The sequence below is a fragment of the Clostridium sp. genome (genome assembly GCF_017888565.1).
In the GTDB taxonomy this organism is placed as follows: Bacteria; Bacillota; Clostridia; order Clostridiales; family Clostridiaceae; genus Clostridium.
On the sequence record NZ_JAGHFX010000058.1, the window covers coordinates 230,574 to 247,848 of the forward strand.

The following is a 17,275-nucleotide window of genomic DNA, read 5'->3' on the forward strand; positions in this document are numbered from 1 at the left end:
AATTACCTTTCCCTTTCTTAAATTTGTTTTCAGTTTTCATTATAGCACTTTTTTTAGTTATTTCAAATGCTTCTATGATATAATTAATAATAAATTATATAGCGTTTAAGAAAAGGTGATTTAATGAAAAAGACAATAGGAGTTCTTGCTCACGTAGATGCAGGTAAAACTACATTTTCAGAGCAAGTACTTTATCATACAAAAAGCATAAGAAATAGAGGAAGAGTAGACCATAAAAATTCATTTTTGGATACACATGATATTGAAAAAGAAAGAGGAATTACTATATTTTCAGAACAAGCTACATTTCAAATTGGAAGCTCCGCTTATTATCTTATAGATACTCCTGGGCATATTGATTTTTCTACAGAAATGGAAAGAGCATTAAGTATATTAGATTATGCGATTTTATTAATTAGTGGGGTAGAAGGAATACAAGGGCATACTGAGACAATTTGGAATTTACTTAGAAAATACAATATTCCAACCTTTATCTTTATAAATAAGATGGACAGAACAGGAGCTGATTTAGAAAGTGTACTTGAAGAAATTAATGAAAATTTAAGTAATGATATATGTCATATAGATTCTATTCATGGAATGAGTGAAGAATTAATAGAATTTATTTCTGAGAGAAATGAAGATCTTTTAGAAAGATATTTTAATGGTAAGTATGAGGAAGAAATTTGGATTAATGAGTTAAAAAAACTTATAAAAGAAAATAAAGTATTTCCATGTTTAAGTGGAAGTGCTCTTCAAGATGAAGGAATAGATAATTTTTTGAATATATTCAATGAACTTACATATACAAATTATGATGAAGAGGAAGAGTTTGCAGGAAGAGTTCATAAAATACGATATGATAATAATGGAACTAGAATTACTTTTATAAAAGCTATTAGTGGGAGTCTTAAAGTAAGAGATGAAATTACTTATGGAGTGTTAGATGAAGAAATAACTGAAAAAATAAGTAGTATAAGGCTTTATAATAGTAATAAGTTCACAACAGTTGAAAAAGTATCAGCTGGAGATATTTTTGCTGTAACAGGAATTACTAAAGCAATGCCAGGAGAAGGTATAGGAAAAAATAGAGAAAACATTCAATTTAATATGATCCCAACATTAATGTCAAAAGTTATTATTGATAAATCATATAATGTAAAAGAAGTTTTAGGCTATTTTAGAATATTAGAAAATGAAGATCCAGCATTAAATGTGATATGGAATGAAACACATCAAGAAATTCAAGTGTCTATTATGGGCAAGATTCAACTTGAAGTACTTAAAGAAGTTGCATTAAATAGATTTAATTTAAAAGTAGAATTTGGTCCTTGTGAAATCATGTATAAGGAAACCATAGATAATAAGACATATGGATATGGGCATTTTGAGCCATTAAAACACTATGCTGAAGTTCATTTGAAAATAGAACCTAACAAAAGAGGAGAAGGAATAACTTTTGAAAATAAATGTCATGCTGATGATTTAACTACAGGAAACCAAAACTTAATTAAGACACATATTTTTGAAAGAAATCATCATGGACTTTTAACAGCTTCACCAATTACAGACATAAAAATAACTCTATTAACTGGTAGAGCACATAATAAACATACTGAAGGTGGAGATTTTAGAGAAGCTACATTTAGGGCAATAAGACAAGGATTAGAAAAAGCTAATAATATACTACTTGAACCATTCTATAAGTTTAAAATAGATGTAGAACTTGATTATATGGGGAAGGTTATATCTGATATTCAAAGGTTAAATGGAGAATTTGATCCACCAGAAACAAGACTAAATAAGGTTTCTATAACAGGAAGAGGGCCAGTATCTACATTTATGGATTATAGCTCAGAAATACTTACCTTTACTAAAGGCAAAGGTAGTGTAAGTTTAATATTTGAGGGATATGATGTATGTCACAATACAGAAGAAGCAATTAATAAAATAGGATATGATAAAAATGCCGATATAGAATATTCATCAAGTTCTATTTTCTGTTCAAAGGGACAGGGGTTTGTAGTTCCTTGGGATAAGGTTGAAGAATATATTCATTGTGAAGTAAAAGAATAAAAGGTAGAACAATATAAGTTGTTCTACCTTAATTCTAAGTTTTTTAAAACCCATTGTAGTTTTTCAAAGTCAAATGATAAAGTTGCAACCATTGAGTATTCATTACTTTTATTATAATTTCCTATATATACTGTAGTTTCAGTAGTATTTCCGGATTCCTTAAGTACAATTAGGTCTTTAATATAATCTTTATCAAAGTTATATTTAGTGCCATTAAAAGAAAAGCCACCTAAACTTAACACTTCAAAATATAGCTTATCTAAAAAATAGGATCCAGCAGATATAGCTGGACTTAAATCGCCAGCTTTAAGATCTTTAATATCAGTAATTATCCATTTATTATCTTTATATTCAAAGATTACATTACAGTTAGTATTAATTTTAATATCTGAATAACTTATAATTAAATCTGTGGTTAAAGAACGTGTACTTCTATTAATATTATTTAGATCGTTTACGTCAAATATATTACTATACATTGGATTAGATTCAGATAATTTATAATCTATAGCAGCTTTTTTAATTTTTTCATTTACAGAATCATCTATATATAATATTTTTATGGCTTCTTCTTTAGATAATTCAGGAATGTATAATAAGTTCTTTAGTAGAAATGAAGTTAATACAGATACTGCAATTAGAATCATTAAAATAATAGCTAATATAAATTTAATTTTAGGTGTAATAGTTTTTTTCTTTTCTTTATTAAAAACTATATTGTTACTATAGTTATTCATATATGCCTCCTAAAATATTTATAAGTTAGAAAATGTGTTACAATAATTATATAGTAAATATTAATTAATATAAAGAGGTGATTATTAATGATTATGAAATTTAGATATAATGATAATGATTATATGGAGTTAAATTACTTCGTTAATAACGAGAGAGGTGTTATAAAAAGAGGAAGAATTCTTAATGCTATAATTTACCCTACATTACTTTTGATAATTATATTATCTCTTGTTGAAATATTAGAGGGATATACTATTGTTCCGCTGATATTTTGGATAATTTTTACGGTTGTTTGGGTTATCTTTAATAAGGACATCTATAAACACATGGTTAACAGAACATCTAAATTTATAATAAAAGATCCTAATTTAAAAGGGATAGATTATTTTAGAGACACAATAATTACTTTAAGTGATGAAGGAATAAAAAAAGAAATAGACGGAATATGTCTAAATGTTACATGGGAATCTATTGAGAAAGCTTATGTTATGGAAAAAAATATTTTTATAAGACTTGTTAATTCAACTTTTATTAATATACCATTAAGGATCTTTAAAAATGATGAAGAAAAAGAAAATCTTTTAAGATATTTAGATGATCATATTAAAAATGATTATGTATCCATAGATTAAAATAAATTCATTATATTAAGCAATTTGTATTGGAGAAGGGTTTTTATGTATAAAGAAATAAAATTAAAAAATGGGGAAAATTTAATTTTAAGAAAAGCAGAAGTTAATGATGCTGAAAAGATGATTGAATATTTAAATATAGTTGGCGGCGAAAGTGATAATTTGCTATTTGGAGAAAATGAGTTTCATTTAAGTATAGATCAAGAAAAATCATATTTAGAAAATATGGCTAACCAAGAAACTTCTATGATGCTAGTAGGAATAATAAATAAAAAAATAGTAAGTATAGCGCAAATATCCACATCAAATAGAAAAAGAATATCTCATAATGCAGAAATTGCTATTTCAGTAAAAAAAGAATATTGGGGGTTTTCTATCGGAAGTGAAGTAATGAAAACACTAATAGACTTTGCTAAAAATACTAAAAAAATAAAGAATATAAGCCTAGGAGTAAAGGCAAACAATACAAAAGCAAGAAATTTGTATAGAAAGTTTGGATTTAAAGAAGTAGGATTTCATAAGAATTTCTTTTATGTTAATGATGAATATGATGATGAGATATTAATGGACTTATATATTTATAATAATGAAAGAGTGAAAGAATGAAAAAAGTGAAAGAGTTAAGGGGAAAATCCTTAGGCACTTTGAAATATAGAGTGCTTGGCAGAAATTAAATTTGGTTTTGAATAGCAAAACATCATTAATTTCTACACTCTTTCACTATTAACTTTTCACTAAAACAAATGTGCCAAAAGTTTATTTTCATCTTCAAAAACAGTAATAGTAAAGTAGTTCCAAGGGACTACTGTTGCTCCTATTCTTGAAATTGCAACTCTTATTTTAAAACTATGTCCGGAATTTGTATTAGGATCTAAACCCTCGTAAGTTACTCTATCTAATCGAACTACCATTTCTTCTCCACTAGGAAGATCCATTTGACTTCTTAATGAAGCTAGATCCTTTATTAGTTTTTCTTTATCTTCTTCAGAAATAGCTTGATAACCTTTTTCATTAATATCGCTATATGATATTAAATAGTTATATATAGAAGTATCTTCATTTAAGTAAGCATATAATAAATCATTTATAAAATCTATTTCTTTATACTCACCAGAAGTATAGTGAATAGATGTTTGATCATCATAAATATTAGCTCCTTTTTCTATTAAATTTAGATCTTTAGTTGAAGAATATGATTTTCCAAAAGCCTCAAAAGAAGTAGGAACTTTCGGTGCTTCCTCTGTAGTTTCATCAAGATTAGTATTTTCTTCAATAGGATTATTTTTAGTTGTATTATCTTGTGAGTTTGAATTCTTACAAGCAGTAAAATTAAGAGAAATTAATAATGAAATCAATAATAAAAATATTTTCTTTTTTCTCATAGAACCTCCTAGATTAGATAATTATACCAAATGTATATGTAAATTTATTTTATGATAAAACTTAAGAAAAGTAAATTGTAAAAGGAAAACCTTTAAATAATGTTTAAATTTAAAAAAATATTTATAAATTGAACAATTAGTTGATAAAAAGTAATTTCATAAATATAATTAAACATATATTAAATAAATTTAAAATAGGAGGACAAGAAATGTCAGTTAAAATGTTACACACTTGTATAAGAGTTAAGGACTTAGAAAAGTCATTAAAGTTTTATAAAGAAGCATTAGATTTAATAGAAACTAGAAGAAAAGAATATCCAGAACATAAATTCAGCCTTGTTTATTTATCTAATGAAGAAGGTGGATATGAAATAGAACTAACTTATAATTACGATGTTGAAAAGCCTTATGACTTAGGAAATGGGTTTAGCCATATTGCAGTTGAAGCTGAAGATCTAGAGGGCATGAGAGAAAAGCACATAGCTTTAGGATATGAAGTAACTCCATTTAAAGGGCTTCCTGGAACAAAACCTTCATATTACTTTGTAACAGATCCAGATGGATATAAAATTGAAGTAATAAGAGCTAAATAAATTTAAATAAGTCTAGTAACCTCACAAAAGTTACTAGACTTATTTTTATATATAATACACAAACTACTAAAAATAAATATTATAGAAGTTTAAATAAATATATAACATTTAATTAAATTATAAGTAAGTTTTAAGTAAATTATATTGTTTAAATAAATTCAGTATTTTAATAAAAATATATAGTTTTAAACAATATATGATTTCAATTTTGTTATATAATTAAACAAGTATATTAATTATATAATATGCTAATAATTCTAATTGGATAGAATATTAATTTAAACATATATATGAAGTTATATAATAAAAATTATTAGAGAAAAGTATAAATTAATAAATAATTAGTATATAATAGAAATAAATGATAATAAATTTAAATAAAGGATGAAGGAGTATTATATATGAGTAAAATATCAATAATTGGAGCAGGGTCAATTGGAGCAACTACTGCCTTTGCCTTACTACAAAAGGAAGTAGCAAGAGAAATAGTTATTAATGATATTAACCAAGAAAAGGCACTAGGGGAAGTTCTTGATTTAATGCATGGTAGTTCTTTAAATAGTCCTTGCAATGTTACATTAGGATCTTTAGAAGATACTAAAGATTCAGATATAATAATTATAACTGCTGGTGTTGCACAAAAGCCAGGAGAAACTAGACTAGACTTGGTAGACAAAAACTATAAAATATTTAAAAGCTTTGTTCCAACAATAGCAAAATTAAGCCCTAATGCAATATTACTAGTTGTATCAAATCCAGTAGATATACTAGCATATATGACTTACAAATTATCTGGATTCCCTAAAGAAAGAGTCATTGGTTCAGGAACAGTTTTAGATACAACAAGATTAAGAAGTTTACTTGGAAAATACTTTGGTATTGATGGAAGAATTGTTCAAGGCTATGTTTTAGGAGAACATGGAGATAGTGAATTTGTTCCATGGTCGTCATTAACAATAGGTAATATTCCAATAAAGGACTTCTCAGAACAATTGAAAATAGAATGGGATGAAGCAACAGAAAAAGTCATTGCTGATGATGTTAAAAATGCAGCCTATGAAGTTATTAATAGAAAAGGAGCTACTGCCTTTTCAGTTGCAGCAGTTCTTACAAGAATAGTAGAAGCATTTTTAAAGGATGAAAAAACTGTGCTATCAGTATCTACGTTATTAAATGATTATTTAGGTGTTACTAACACATATTTAAGTGTTCCAACAATAGTAGGTAAAAATGGAGTAGAGAAAGTATTAAATATAGAATTATCAGAAGATGAAAAAGAAAAATTCATTTCATCCGCTAAGATAATGAAAGAATATATTGATAGAATTAATAATAATTAGAGTTGAAATTAAAATCAAAAGGTATGGAATTTTTTATTCCATACCTTTTGCAGTTTTATTTTATATTATTTCTAAAAAAATAAGTATACTTAAAAATAACAATAATATAATTCTTTATATATTATGTTACATGTTTCAATCATTTATATTTTAGTTAAATATTAAATCTTTATTGTAACGTATATTAAGTTTTAAAATAAAAAATACAAGCATATTATAAATTAGAAATTATATTCAAATAAAATACTATTAATGAAAGGTATGGAGCAATGAAGAGTATTAATCTAAAAGAGCTTTTTAAAAATAAAATTACAGGAAACATAATTATTATGATGACAGCAATTATATTTATATACTTACTTATATCAGTATTTTTTACAAATCATTTCTTTTTCAACACAAAGATAAATGGAATTAATATATCATTAAAGTCATATGAAGATGTACAAGATATATTAAAAAGCTCTTTAAATGATTACAAGTTACAAATAATAGAAAGAGATAGGAAAGTAGAAGAAATATTAGGAAAAGATATAGGATTACAGTACAACGAAAAAAATAGTGTGTCTAATGTTCAAAAGGTACAAGCTCCTTTAAAGTGGATTGTATCATTAATAAAAAATCAAGATTACTATGTAGATGATTTAGTTACTTATAATAGGGATAATTTAAAAAATAAAATTAAAGAACTAGAGTGCTTAAATAAAGATATTATAGAGCCTAAGAATGTTGGATTTAAATATTCAAATGGTTCATATGAATTAATTGAAGAAGTTTATGGGAATAAGGTAGAAGAAGAGAAATTATATGAAGCTATAGAGAACAGCATATTAAATGGAGACTTAGAAGTAGATTTGGATGTGAAATTGTGTTATGAAAATCCAGAGTATACAATAAATTCTGAAAAGACAATGGAAACTCAATATATACTAAATAAATATGTATCAACTAAAATAACATATTTATTTGGAAATAAGAGCGAAGTTTTAGATGGAAGTATAATAAATGAATGGCTTACTGTTGATGATAATTTAGAAGTAATAATAAATGAAGAATCAGTAAAAGATTATGTCTTAGAGTTAAGTGCTAAATATAACACAGTTGGAATAGCAAGAAATTTTAAATCTTCCACAGGAAAAATGGTTGAGGTTAAAGGCGGATATTATGGATGGAAAATTAATTATGTAGCTGAAACAAGGATGTTACTTGAAAATATAAAGCTTGGAGCAGTTCTTGAAAAAGAACCAATCTATACACAAAGAGCTTTAAATAGAAATGAAGATGATATAGGGGATACCTATGTAGAAATCAATATAACAAGTCAGCATTTATGGTTTTATAAAGATGGTAAGCTTATTACTCAAGGGGATGTGGTAACTGGAGATCCTGGAAAAGGTTATTCAACTAAACTTGGAACGTATATGCTTAATTATAAACAAAAAGAAGCAACTTTAAGAGGTCCAAATTACGAAGCTAAAGTAACATATTGGATGCCTTTCAATGGTAATATAGGAATTCATGATGCGAGTTGGAGACATTCTTTTGGAGGTGGAATATATAAAGTGAATGGAACTCATGGTTGTGTAAACTCTCCATCATACTTAGCAAAAACTATTTTTGAGAATATAGAGGATGGAACCCCTGTTATTTGCTATGAAGAATAGAAATATTGCAAGAAGTTTTGTCGATACCATTGCATCAAAATATGAAAAAGTAAAATATTATTTATAGAAAAATTGTTACTTAAAAAGATAATCTTATGGGTAAAATATATTTTGAAACGTTGAGATGAATTTAGATTATATTTTGGAGGTGCTCTATGAAAAGATTAGAGAATAAAATTTCTTTAGTGACTTCATCAACAAGAGGTATAGGATTAGAAATAGCTAGAAAATTAGGTGAAAATGGTTCTAAGGTTTATCTTGCTGTAAGGAGATTAGATGCAGGCAAAAAGATTGCAGATGAAATTATTGCAAATGGTGGTAAAGCAGATGTAGTATATTTTGATGCAAGTAAGCCAGAAACATATAAAACTATGATAGAAGAGGTTATTAATAAAGAAAAAAGATTAGATGTACTAGTAAATAACTATGGAGGAACTGATGTAAAAGCAGATTTTGATGTAGTTACAGGAAAGACAGAGGATTTTTTTAGAATAGTACAAGATAACTTACAAAGTGTATATTTACCTTGTAAAGAAGTAATACCTCATATGATAGAAAATGGAGGCGGAAGCATAATAAACATATCAACTATAGGATCAGTAACTCCAGATTTATCACGTGTAGCTTATGTTGTATCAAAGGCAGCAATTAACTCTTTAACACAAAACATAGCAGTTCAATATGCAAGACAAGGAATTAGATGTAATGCAATATTACCAGGTCTTATAGCAACAGATGCTGCTATGGATAATATGTCGGATGAGTTTATAAAAGGATTTTTAAGACATGTTCCGTTAAATAGAATTGGAAAGCCTGAGGATATAGCAAATGCAGCACTATTTTATGCTAGTGATGAATCATCTTTTATTACAGGAGATTTAATTGAGGTTGCAGGAGGATTCGGACTTCCAACCCCATTGTATGGTGATTCTATCACAAAATAAGAGGGAATGTATAATTATTTTATATAGTAATATATACTATAAAGGAAAATAATGTTATAATAGTAAAAAGGGGGTATTTATATGAAAGATAATAGAATCAACTTAGTTATAAAATCTTTTCTTTGGGGTATAGCTTGGCTTGGAGTAGCAGCATTAATAGGATTTATAATAACTAAAGTAACAGCCTATAAAAACTTTGAAAATATTTTATTTATAGAAGGTATTATATTAGTTTTTGTAGGAATCTTTGCATCAATATCAGGTGATCCAATGGGACTTTCTATGCAAGGGCTTGGACAGAATAGTGCTCAATATTCAGCTAGTGCAAATCTAGAAGTTACTAAAATGGAAAGAGAAAAATCTAATACAAAGTTAGATGTAGCACTAGCAGTTAGTACATTTTCTTTAATATTAGGTGGAGTGTTTAGTGCAGGTTTAACTTTTATTATATAGTTTTATAGAAAGCTATTAGGAATTATAGAAATCAAGAATAAAGCTTTAATAATTGGTGGAGTTTAATCTACTGCATTAACTTTTATAATGTAAATTAGAATTTATGTTTTTATAATAGAGTTGCTGTTTTAATTATAGCAACTCTATTTAATTTATTAAATTTAAATATTAAATTCGTATATCTTTATTAAGTAATAAAAATTATTAATTAGTTCTTGATTTAGTATAGACTATTATAGTATTATTTTATATAACTAACAGAAACTAATAATTAATAGGATTAGTTTACAAATTATACAGATTAGATAATAGTTTAGTATTATTTAATAAAAAAGATTATTAAATGTAACAAATTGAAATAAGACTATACTTTGGAGGTAATTATGTTAAATATAGGATGTCATTTATCAACTACAAAAGGTTTTGAGAATATGGGAAAAGAAGCATTGCAAATTGGAGCAAATACATTTCAGTTCTTTACTCGTAATCCAAGAGGTGGTAAGGCGAAAGAAATAAATATGGATGATATGGAAGGGCTTTTAAAAATTGCTAAGGAAAATAACTTTTCAACTATTTTAGCTCATGCTCCATATACATTAAATGCATGTTCAGCAGATGAAAGAACAAGAGAATTTGCAAGAGAAATGATGATTGATGATTTAAATAGAATGGAACTTATGCCAAATAACTTATATAATTTTCATCCAGGAAGTCATGTAAAACAAGGGGTGGAGATAGGGATTAATTACATAGTAGATTTACTTAATACTGTATTAAGTAAGGATCAAACTACAACAGTTTTATTAGAAACTATGGCTGGAAAAGGTTCAGAAGTTGGAAGAACATTTGAAGAAATAGCAGAAATAATTTCAAGAGTTGAATTAAAAGAAAAAATGGGAGTTTGCCTTGATACTTGCCATATTTATGATGCTGGATATGATATAGTAAATGATTTAGATGGAGTTTTAGAAGAATTTGATAGAGTAATAGGATTAGATAGATTAAAGGCAATTCATTTAAATGATAGCAAAAATCCATTTAAAAGTCATAAAGATAGACATGAGAAAATTGGTGAAGGTTCTTTAGGATTAGAAGCTATAACAAGAATAATAAATCATCCAAAGCTAAAACATTTACCATTTTTCTTAGAAACTCCAAATGAACTTGATGGTTATGCGAAAGAAATAGAACTATTAAGAAGTAAATATGTAGAATAAGAAAAATTCTTGCTATCTAATAATTTCTTGTGTAATATTTATTTATCGTAGCCTTTATATTCGCAATTTATTAAAAGGAGTTTATATATGGAAGATTTAAAAAATGCTATTTATGAAATGTTAAAAGAAGAAATTATAAAGATAGTTATTAGTAATAAAGCAAATAAAGAAGTTAAGTATAATAAAATAAGTTTTTTACTTAAGGAAAATAATAAGGGGAAAAAATATTATCAAATAGAAAAGTTTACTGATAAGCAAGTTTTTCATGAGAATATTGAAATTAATCAATTAGAAAAAGTACTATTTGATAGTGTAAATGATAATTACAAACAATTATCTGCATGGTCTAATGAAACATCCTTTGATTTAAAGATATCAAAAAAAGGTAAAGTATTTTTAGGAAAGAAAAAGAGCAATAATTCAAATCTTTCTAATAAGAGTCATAATAAAGAAAAAAATTATATATTAAAAGAGGGAATGATAATAGAGCCTTTGATAGATTTAGGGGTTTTCACTAAAGAAGGTAAAGTTATAAATTCTAAATATGATAAGTATAAGCAGATAAATAGGTTTATTGAGATAATAGATGATGAAATAAAGAAAAATGATTATAAGGAACTTACTATATTAGATTTTGGCTGTGGAAAATCATACTTAACATTTGTTTTATATTATTATTTTGTAGAAATAAAAAATATAAATGTTAAAATGATAGGGTTAGATCTTAAAGCGGATGTAATTAAAAAATGTAATGAAATAGCTCAAAGATATAAATATGATAATTTACATTTTGAACTTGGTGACATAAATGGATACAAGTATGAAAATAATGTTGATATGGTAATAACACTACATGCTTGTGATACGGCAACAGATTATGCATTGTATAATGCAATAAAATGGAATGCAAAGATGATTTTTTCAGTACCATGTTGCCAACATGAATTTAATCAACAAATGGAAGCAAATACATTATCTATATTAACTAAATATGGTATAATTCAAGAAAGAATGGCAGCATTAATGACAGATGCAGTAAGGGGAAATCTTTTGGAAGCTGCTGGATATAAGACACAGCTTCTAGAATTCATTGATATAGCACATTCACCTAAAAATATATTAATAAGAGCTTCAAAATCTAAAGTTTCCATGGAGAAAAAGGAAAAAGCTTTAAAAGAAGTTGATTCGCTTATAAGTGAATTTAATTTCAATCCAACATTATTAAATTTATTAAAAAAAGATAATTTAATATAATTCATGGTGCTGTGCTTACAAAAGTACAGCATTTTTTATATTAATGATTAAGTCATAATAACTTTGATAAAAATAATATAGAATAGATCAATGAGAGTATGTTAAAAAATGAATGGGAGGACATAAATGGGTAAGAATGAAATAATATTAGATATTGAAAAGAAGCTAAATAAAGAATTTATAGGTCAAAGGGAATTTTTTAAAGAAATATCGGAATATTTTATAAATAAATTAGAAAATGAAGAAAAAGGAATTTTAATTGTAGCAGGACATAAAAATACATTTAAGAAGGTAAGTATAAGGACTATTTTTGATGAATTATATGAAAAGAAGTTAATAAAAAATAAGAATTTAGATGAAATTGATTTGGCATCCTATAATTTTAATTTGGGTTATAATGCTTTTTTAACAGATTTATATGAAAAGTTAGGTAATGATAAATCTGAGGGGTTAATGTTTAAAAACACAGAAAAAGCATCAAAAGAAATAATGAATCTATTGTCAAGTATATATCCTAATACTTGTATTAAACTAAATAATGACTATATAATTAAAAATAAATTCTTAGTAGAGGCAAAAGCACAAGATAAAAATAAAATAAATAAAATAGTTTGTCATAATAAATTCTTTATATTTATTTATAATTACGAAGATAAAAATGAATTTGAAGAATTTCTAGAAGTATCATTAAAAAATATCGATAGAAATTTTCATACTAGAGAGCTTACGGAAAAAGAGAAGAATATAATTATAAGAAAGAAGTTAACAAATGAAATTGAAAAGATAAAAGATGATTTTGGCATACAAGTTCTATTAGGATTTAAAGATAATAGTAAAGAAAAAGAAGAATTTGGTGTTGGTGAATATCTTCAAAAGAACTTTAGTAAAAATAGTGGCTTTGAAATTACAGAATATATATATTATAAAGTAAGTGATCCTTTAAGAAACCTAATACTAAAGGAAGCTATAGAAGATGGAGAAAAAATACTAATATATGTAGATCGTAATAAACTATATTGTAATGTAAATAGCGAGATATACAGATTAAATAAATATTCTACTCCTACTTTAGATGAGGTTAGATATAAGTTAGAATCTATAATAGGTGTTAAAGATTTGAAAGAATTTTTAATAAATATAGAAAATAATTATAAGGTACAGAGTATAAGAGAAAGACTAGGACTAAGAACATCTAGAATATCTTTAAATATGATATTTGCAGGAAATGCAGGTACTGGAAAAACAAACGCAGCAAGGATAACTTATGAATATTTAAATGCATTAGGACTATTATCAAAGGGCATATTTGTTGAAGTTAGCAAGGCGGATTTTGTAACAGAAAATGTTAATGAGACTGCTAAAAGAACAAATGACATAATAAGTTCAGCAATAGGAGGAGTACTATTCATTGATGAGGCATATGCTTTGTGTGAAAGTGAAGATGATAAAGTCGGAAAAGAAATAGTAGATGCTTTACTAAAAGGAATTGAAGATAATAGAAATAATTTAACAGTTATATTAGCTGGATATGAAAAAGATATGGAAGAGTTTTTAAGCTTTAATCAAGGGCTCAAATCTAGGTTTCCAAATGTAATTCATTTTGAAGACTATAATCCGGAAGAAATGTATAGAATTGCTATACAAATTGCAAAGGCAAAGGGATATAGAATTGCAAAAAATGTAAAAAATGATTTAATAGACTTGTTTACTAGAAATCAACTTACAGGAAAAAATGATTTAGGAAATGCAAGGTTTGTAAGAAATATAATAGAAAATGCTATTATATATTCATCAAGAAAATATTTAAATAGTAATAAAAGCGAAATAGATTTATTAGAAAGAGAAGATTTTAACTTTAAAGCTAGTGCTAAATTTGATTTAGAAGAAAAGTTAAAAGATATAATAGGGCTAGAAGAAGTTAAAGATCTTTTAAGAAGTCAATATAAGCTTTTAATTGCTCAGGAAAAAAGAAAGTCTGTTGGAGTAAACACAGAAATAGAGCAAAATTTAAATATGGTGTTTGCAGGAAATCCGGGTACAGGAAAAACCAGTATAGCAAGGTTAGTTGCACAAATGCTTAATAGTATGGGATTATTAAAGATAGGTCAGTTAGTAGAAACAGATAGATCTAGTTTTGTTTCTAATGTACCAGGAGAAACTGCTAAAAAGACAGAAGATAAATTTAAAGAAGCTTTAGGTGGTGTATTATTTATAGACGAAGCTTATACTCTTGCTAATGATAGTTTGGGAAGAGAGGCTATAGAAACACTTCTTAAATTAATTGAAGATTATTCAAGAGAAGTAATAGTTATATTAGCTGGATATGAGCAAGAAATGGAAGAGTTTTTTGATGTAAATATAGGACTGCGATCAAGATTTCCATTATGGACTAATTTTGAAGATTATAATCCAAATGAACTTTTAGAAATGGCTATAAGATTAGTTGAGTCAAAAGGATTTAAGTTATCTAAGAATGGATATGCTGCACTTAAAAAGAGTTTTGTTGATATATATGAAAATTCTGATGCGCAATCAGGGAATGGTAGAATGGTAAGAAATTATGTTGAGAATTTAATAAGAATTCAAAGCATAAGAATTGCAGGAGAAGATATAAGTGTTTATGAGATGAATTTAATAACGTCTAAGGATGTTGAAAAGCTTAATACTTCTCAATATGACAATGAGTTTGATTTAGAAGAGAGATTAAAAGATTTAATTGGAAATGAGGAAGCTAAAGAGTTTTTAAGAAATCAATATAAATTAATGAGAGTAAAGGAAAGACGAAAAAGACTAGGGCTATCTACTGATATAAATAGATATATGAACATAATTTTTACTGGAGATATTGGAACAGGTAAAAAAACTGTATTAAATATATTATCAGAAACTTTATATAGTATGGGAGTTGTAAAAGCAAAAAGTATAGTGGAGCTAAGCAAAGAAGAAATTATAGATAATATGAAAAATGGTATATCTATTGAAGATATTTTAAATAGGCAAGTTGGTAAAGTAGTTTATATAGATAATGCTGAATTCTTATTAGAAGACACATCAAATAGGATAATTAAGGATTTAGTTAAATTTATAGATAAGAATAGTAACAGAATAGTTATAACTTTATCAGGAAAAAGCAAAAATATTAAAAGACTTATGCAGGTAAGTCCAGAATTAAATTATAGATTTCCATCAATGCTAAACTTTAAAGACTATAAAAAAGATGAATTATTTAATATGGCATTAAGTATTTTAGAAAGTAAAAAATATATTTTAGATGATGGGGCTAAAGAAACTTTAAATAATTCAATAATTGAACTAGATGAGAATAGAAATTTAAGCTTAAGAAACGGGTTGATGATAAAGCAATATCTAGATGGTCTTATTAGAGAACAAAGTATTAGAATTTGTGATTCAAAAATAAATCCTAAAGAAATCAGTGTAATAATTTCAAGTGATATTATTAAAAGTAAAAATCAATTTTTATTAAAGAATACTTTCGAGTAGGGATTTTAAATACAAGATATTAAAGAAATATTTAGAAATAGTAAAACAGTAGGGTTAATAGTTTGTTTAAGTACTTTATTTATTAATTACTTGTGGTTACTATAAATTTTTTTCTAGTAACTACATATCTTTTAAGTTTTAGAATCTTACTTATTAAGAACAGTAGTTAGTTTTGTTTTTATGCAAAACTAACTACTGTTTTTTGATAAAATAGTATGAAAGTCCTAGTATTTAAATTAATTAGCTATATAAGAAAATAATATATTAAATACTTAAAGGTTTAATATTATCTACATCAATATTAATACACTCATTTACTTCAAAAATTATATGACTACCTGAATAAGGTTTTCCATTTACTAATATTATAACTTTATCAATTCCATAATTATATCCATAAGTTAAAGCCAATGATTTTAAAGCAGCAGATTCACCTCCAGAACCAACTTTACTTAATATATTATAATAAGATTTTGATAAATCAACAGTTAGTGTATTATTTTCTTTATCTAATTTAGCTGAACGAATAGCTAAATTATCGCCAAAACTAAATAAATTTTGGCTTGGAGGATTCTTTAATTCATTTGTTAAGGCAGTTACTAACGCTCCATCTATTACTTCAATTGGCTTATTTATATAATAAAATACATCATCAATGCAATTATAGTAATATATTCTAGAGTTTATAGTCTTTTTTACAGTATCAGTTTCGTTATTATTTTCAGAGTTAGAGTTATTATAAGAATCTTTAGAGTATGGAATGGCAGAGCTATAATCTACATTAAAATAACCATTAGGAAGATCACCCTTCAAAGAAGTATATAGTTTATCTCCAAAATAAATAGCAACCTTATCAACATCTAAATTATAGGCATAGGTAGATATCAATGAAGATAATAGTCCACTTTCTGTTGAGGATCCAAGAAGCATTTTATCTACATATGAAGAAGAAAATACAATAGTTAGAAGTTTTTTATTTTCATCTAATTTAGCAGAAGTAATCTCTACTTTATTAGTTAAATTTATAAAATTATTGTTAGGAGAATAATTTTGAAGTTCTTTTGTTAATGCCTTTACCACAGCTTTATTTGATATTTGAATTTCTTTATCTATATAATAGAGATTCAAATTTGAAGAGTCAAAATAGAATAAACGAACTTTAGTATTAGTAATAGATTTATCTTCATCAGTATTATTTGATGGCTCATCTTCAGTTGCTTGATCTTTATTAGTATCATTACTTGGATTTTTCTCTTCATTTACAATATTTTGTGAAGGAGTAGATACTGGCTCATTTTTATTTTTATTACATCCAATTAAAATAAGAGAAAATACTAATGAAAATATTAATAGAAATAATCTTTTTTTCATAGAATCACTTCCTAAATTTAATATCAATACAGTGTATTACTATACACAAACAATATTGACAAAAATATAAAATAAATAATATTTATTATACTAATTTTAATAATATAGAT

At 25.8% G+C, this 17,275-nt stretch carries 14 protein-coding genes; 11 read left to right on the forward strand and 3 right to left on the reverse strand.

The annotated features are described in order from the left end of the window. Positions 1-123: 123 nt before the first annotated feature. Complete coding sequence (locus tag J7M87_RS11670) at positions 124-2,076, forward strand: TetM/TetW/TetO/TetS family tetracycline resistance ribosomal protection protein (RefSeq protein WP_291651221.1); 1,953 nt, start codon at positions 124-126, stop codon at positions 2,074-2,076. Between the two features lie 23 nt (positions 2,077-2,099). Here the strand turns inward: J7M87_RS11670 and J7M87_RS11675 are convergent, their stop codons facing one another. Then, positions 2,100-2,813, reverse strand: a complete 714-nt coding sequence (locus J7M87_RS11675) for a hypothetical protein (RefSeq protein ID WP_291651222.1) — start codon at positions 2,811-2,813, stop codon at positions 2,100-2,102. A gap of 87 nt (positions 2,814-2,900) precedes the next feature. Here J7M87_RS11675 and J7M87_RS11680 point away from each other — a divergent pair, with 87 nt between their 5' ends. Both J7M87_RS11680 and J7M87_RS11685 read left to right on the forward strand, forming a co-directional pair. Continuing rightward, complete coding sequence (locus tag J7M87_RS11680) at positions 2,901-3,446, forward strand: hypothetical protein (RefSeq protein WP_291651223.1); 546 nt, start codon at positions 2,901-2,903, stop codon at positions 3,444-3,446. A gap of 45 nt (positions 3,447-3,491) precedes the next feature. Beyond that, positions 3,492-4,052: a GNAT family protein gene (locus J7M87_RS11685; protein ID WP_291651224.1), complete on the forward strand. Its 561-nt coding sequence runs from the start codon at positions 3,492-3,494 to the stop codon at positions 4,050-4,052. Positions 4,053-4,180: 128 nt separating this feature from the next. Here J7M87_RS11685 and J7M87_RS11690 read toward each other — a convergent pair whose 3' ends face one another. Continuing rightward, complete coding sequence (locus J7M87_RS11690) at positions 4,181-4,828, reverse strand: hypothetical protein (RefSeq protein ID WP_291651225.1); 648 nt, start codon at positions 4,826-4,828, stop codon at positions 4,181-4,183. A gap of 209 nt (positions 4,829-5,037) precedes the next feature. On the opposite strand from J7M87_RS11690, the gene J7M87_RS11695 reads away from it, so the two are divergent. The 8 genes from J7M87_RS11695 (at position 5,038) to J7M87_RS11730 (ending at position 15,794) form a co-directional block, all read left to right on the forward strand. Continuing rightward, complete coding sequence (locus J7M87_RS11695; RefSeq protein ID WP_111927913.1) at positions 5,038-5,421, forward strand: VOC family protein; 384 nt, start codon at positions 5,038-5,040, stop codon at positions 5,419-5,421. Positions 5,422-5,822: 401 nt separating this feature from the next. Further along, the gene (locus tag J7M87_RS11700; protein WP_291651226.1) at positions 5,823-6,761 is read left to right on the forward strand and encodes an L-lactate dehydrogenase; all 939 of its coding nucleotides are present in this window, start codon (positions 5,823-5,825) and stop codon (positions 6,759-6,761) included. 269 nt (positions 6,762-7,030) lie between these two features. Continuing rightward, positions 7,031-8,425, forward strand: a complete 1,395-nt coding sequence (locus tag J7M87_RS11705; protein WP_291651227.1) for a L,D-transpeptidase family protein — start codon at positions 7,031-7,033, stop codon at positions 8,423-8,425. Between the two features lie 155 nt (positions 8,426-8,580). Beyond that, positions 8,581-9,369 (forward strand): SDR family NAD(P)-dependent oxidoreductase, encoded by a 789-nt coding sequence (locus J7M87_RS11710; RefSeq protein ID WP_291651228.1) that lies wholly within the window; start codon positions 8,581-8,583, stop codon positions 9,367-9,369. 81 nt (positions 9,370-9,450) lie between these two features. Further along, the gene (locus J7M87_RS11715) at positions 9,451-9,822 is read left to right on the forward strand and encodes a hypothetical protein (protein ID WP_291651229.1); all 372 of its coding nucleotides are present in this window, start codon (positions 9,451-9,453) and stop codon (positions 9,820-9,822) included. Positions 9,823-10,205: 383 nt separating this feature from the next. Then, entirely contained in the window at positions 10,206-11,039 is an 834-nt protein-coding gene (locus tag J7M87_RS11720) for a deoxyribonuclease IV (RefSeq protein WP_291651230.1), read from the forward strand. Positions 11,040-11,126: 87 nt separating this feature from the next. Continuing rightward, positions 11,127-12,293: an SAM-dependent methyltransferase gene (locus J7M87_RS11725; protein ID WP_291651231.1), complete on the forward strand. Its 1,167-nt coding sequence runs from the start codon at positions 11,127-11,129 to the stop codon at positions 12,291-12,293. Between the two features lie 126 nt (positions 12,294-12,419). Beyond that, positions 12,420-15,794 (forward strand): AAA family ATPase, encoded by a 3,375-nt coding sequence (locus tag J7M87_RS11730; protein WP_291651232.1) that lies wholly within the window; start codon positions 12,420-12,422, stop codon positions 15,792-15,794. Positions 15,795-16,058: 264 nt separating this feature from the next. On the opposite strand, the gene J7M87_RS11735 is transcribed toward J7M87_RS11730, so the two are convergent. Further along, a complete protein-coding gene (locus J7M87_RS11735; protein WP_291651233.1) occupies positions 16,059-17,165 on the reverse strand; it encodes a GerMN domain-containing protein in 1,107 nt (368 codons plus the stop codon). Between the last annotated feature and the right edge of the window lie 110 nt (positions 17,166-17,275).

Bases quoted from the DNA above. Each gene is read 5' to 3' on its own strand.
- J7M87_RS11670 (WP_291651221.1), top strand. From the start codon at position 124: ATGAAAAAGACAATAGGAGTTCTTGCTCACGTAGATGCAGGTAAAACT.
- J7M87_RS11675 (WP_291651222.1), bottom strand. From the start codon at position 2,813: ATGAATAACTATAGTAACAATATAGTTTTTAATAAAGAAAAGAAAAAA.
- J7M87_RS11680 (WP_291651223.1), top strand. From the start codon at position 2,901: ATGATTATGAAATTTAGATATAATGATAATGATTATATGGAGTTAAAT.
- J7M87_RS11685 (WP_291651224.1), top strand. From the start codon at position 3,492: ATGTATAAAGAAATAAAATTAAAAAATGGGGAAAATTTAATTTTAAGA.
- J7M87_RS11690 (WP_291651225.1), bottom strand. From the start codon at position 4,828: ATGAGAAAAAAGAAAATATTTTTATTATTGATTTCATTATTAATTTCT.
- J7M87_RS11695 (WP_111927913.1), top strand. From the start codon at position 5,038: ATGTCAGTTAAAATGTTACACACTTGTATAAGAGTTAAGGACTTAGAA.
- J7M87_RS11700 (WP_291651226.1), top strand. From the start codon at position 5,823: ATGAGTAAAATATCAATAATTGGAGCAGGGTCAATTGGAGCAACTACT.
- J7M87_RS11705 (WP_291651227.1), top strand. From the start codon at position 7,031: ATGAAGAGTATTAATCTAAAAGAGCTTTTTAAAAATAAAATTACAGGA.
- J7M87_RS11710 (WP_291651228.1), top strand. From the start codon at position 8,581: ATGAAAAGATTAGAGAATAAAATTTCTTTAGTGACTTCATCAACAAGA.
- J7M87_RS11715 (WP_291651229.1), top strand. From the start codon at position 9,451: ATGAAAGATAATAGAATCAACTTAGTTATAAAATCTTTTCTTTGGGGT.
- J7M87_RS11720 (WP_291651230.1), top strand. From the start codon at position 10,206: ATGTTAAATATAGGATGTCATTTATCAACTACAAAAGGTTTTGAGAAT.
- J7M87_RS11725 (WP_291651231.1), top strand. From the start codon at position 11,127: ATGGAAGATTTAAAAAATGCTATTTATGAAATGTTAAAAGAAGAAATT.
- J7M87_RS11730 (WP_291651232.1), top strand. From the start codon at position 12,420: ATGGGTAAGAATGAAATAATATTAGATATTGAAAAGAAGCTAAATAAA.
- J7M87_RS11735 (WP_291651233.1), bottom strand. From the start codon at position 17,165: ATGAAAAAAAGATTATTTCTATTAATATTTTCATTAGTATTTTCTCTT.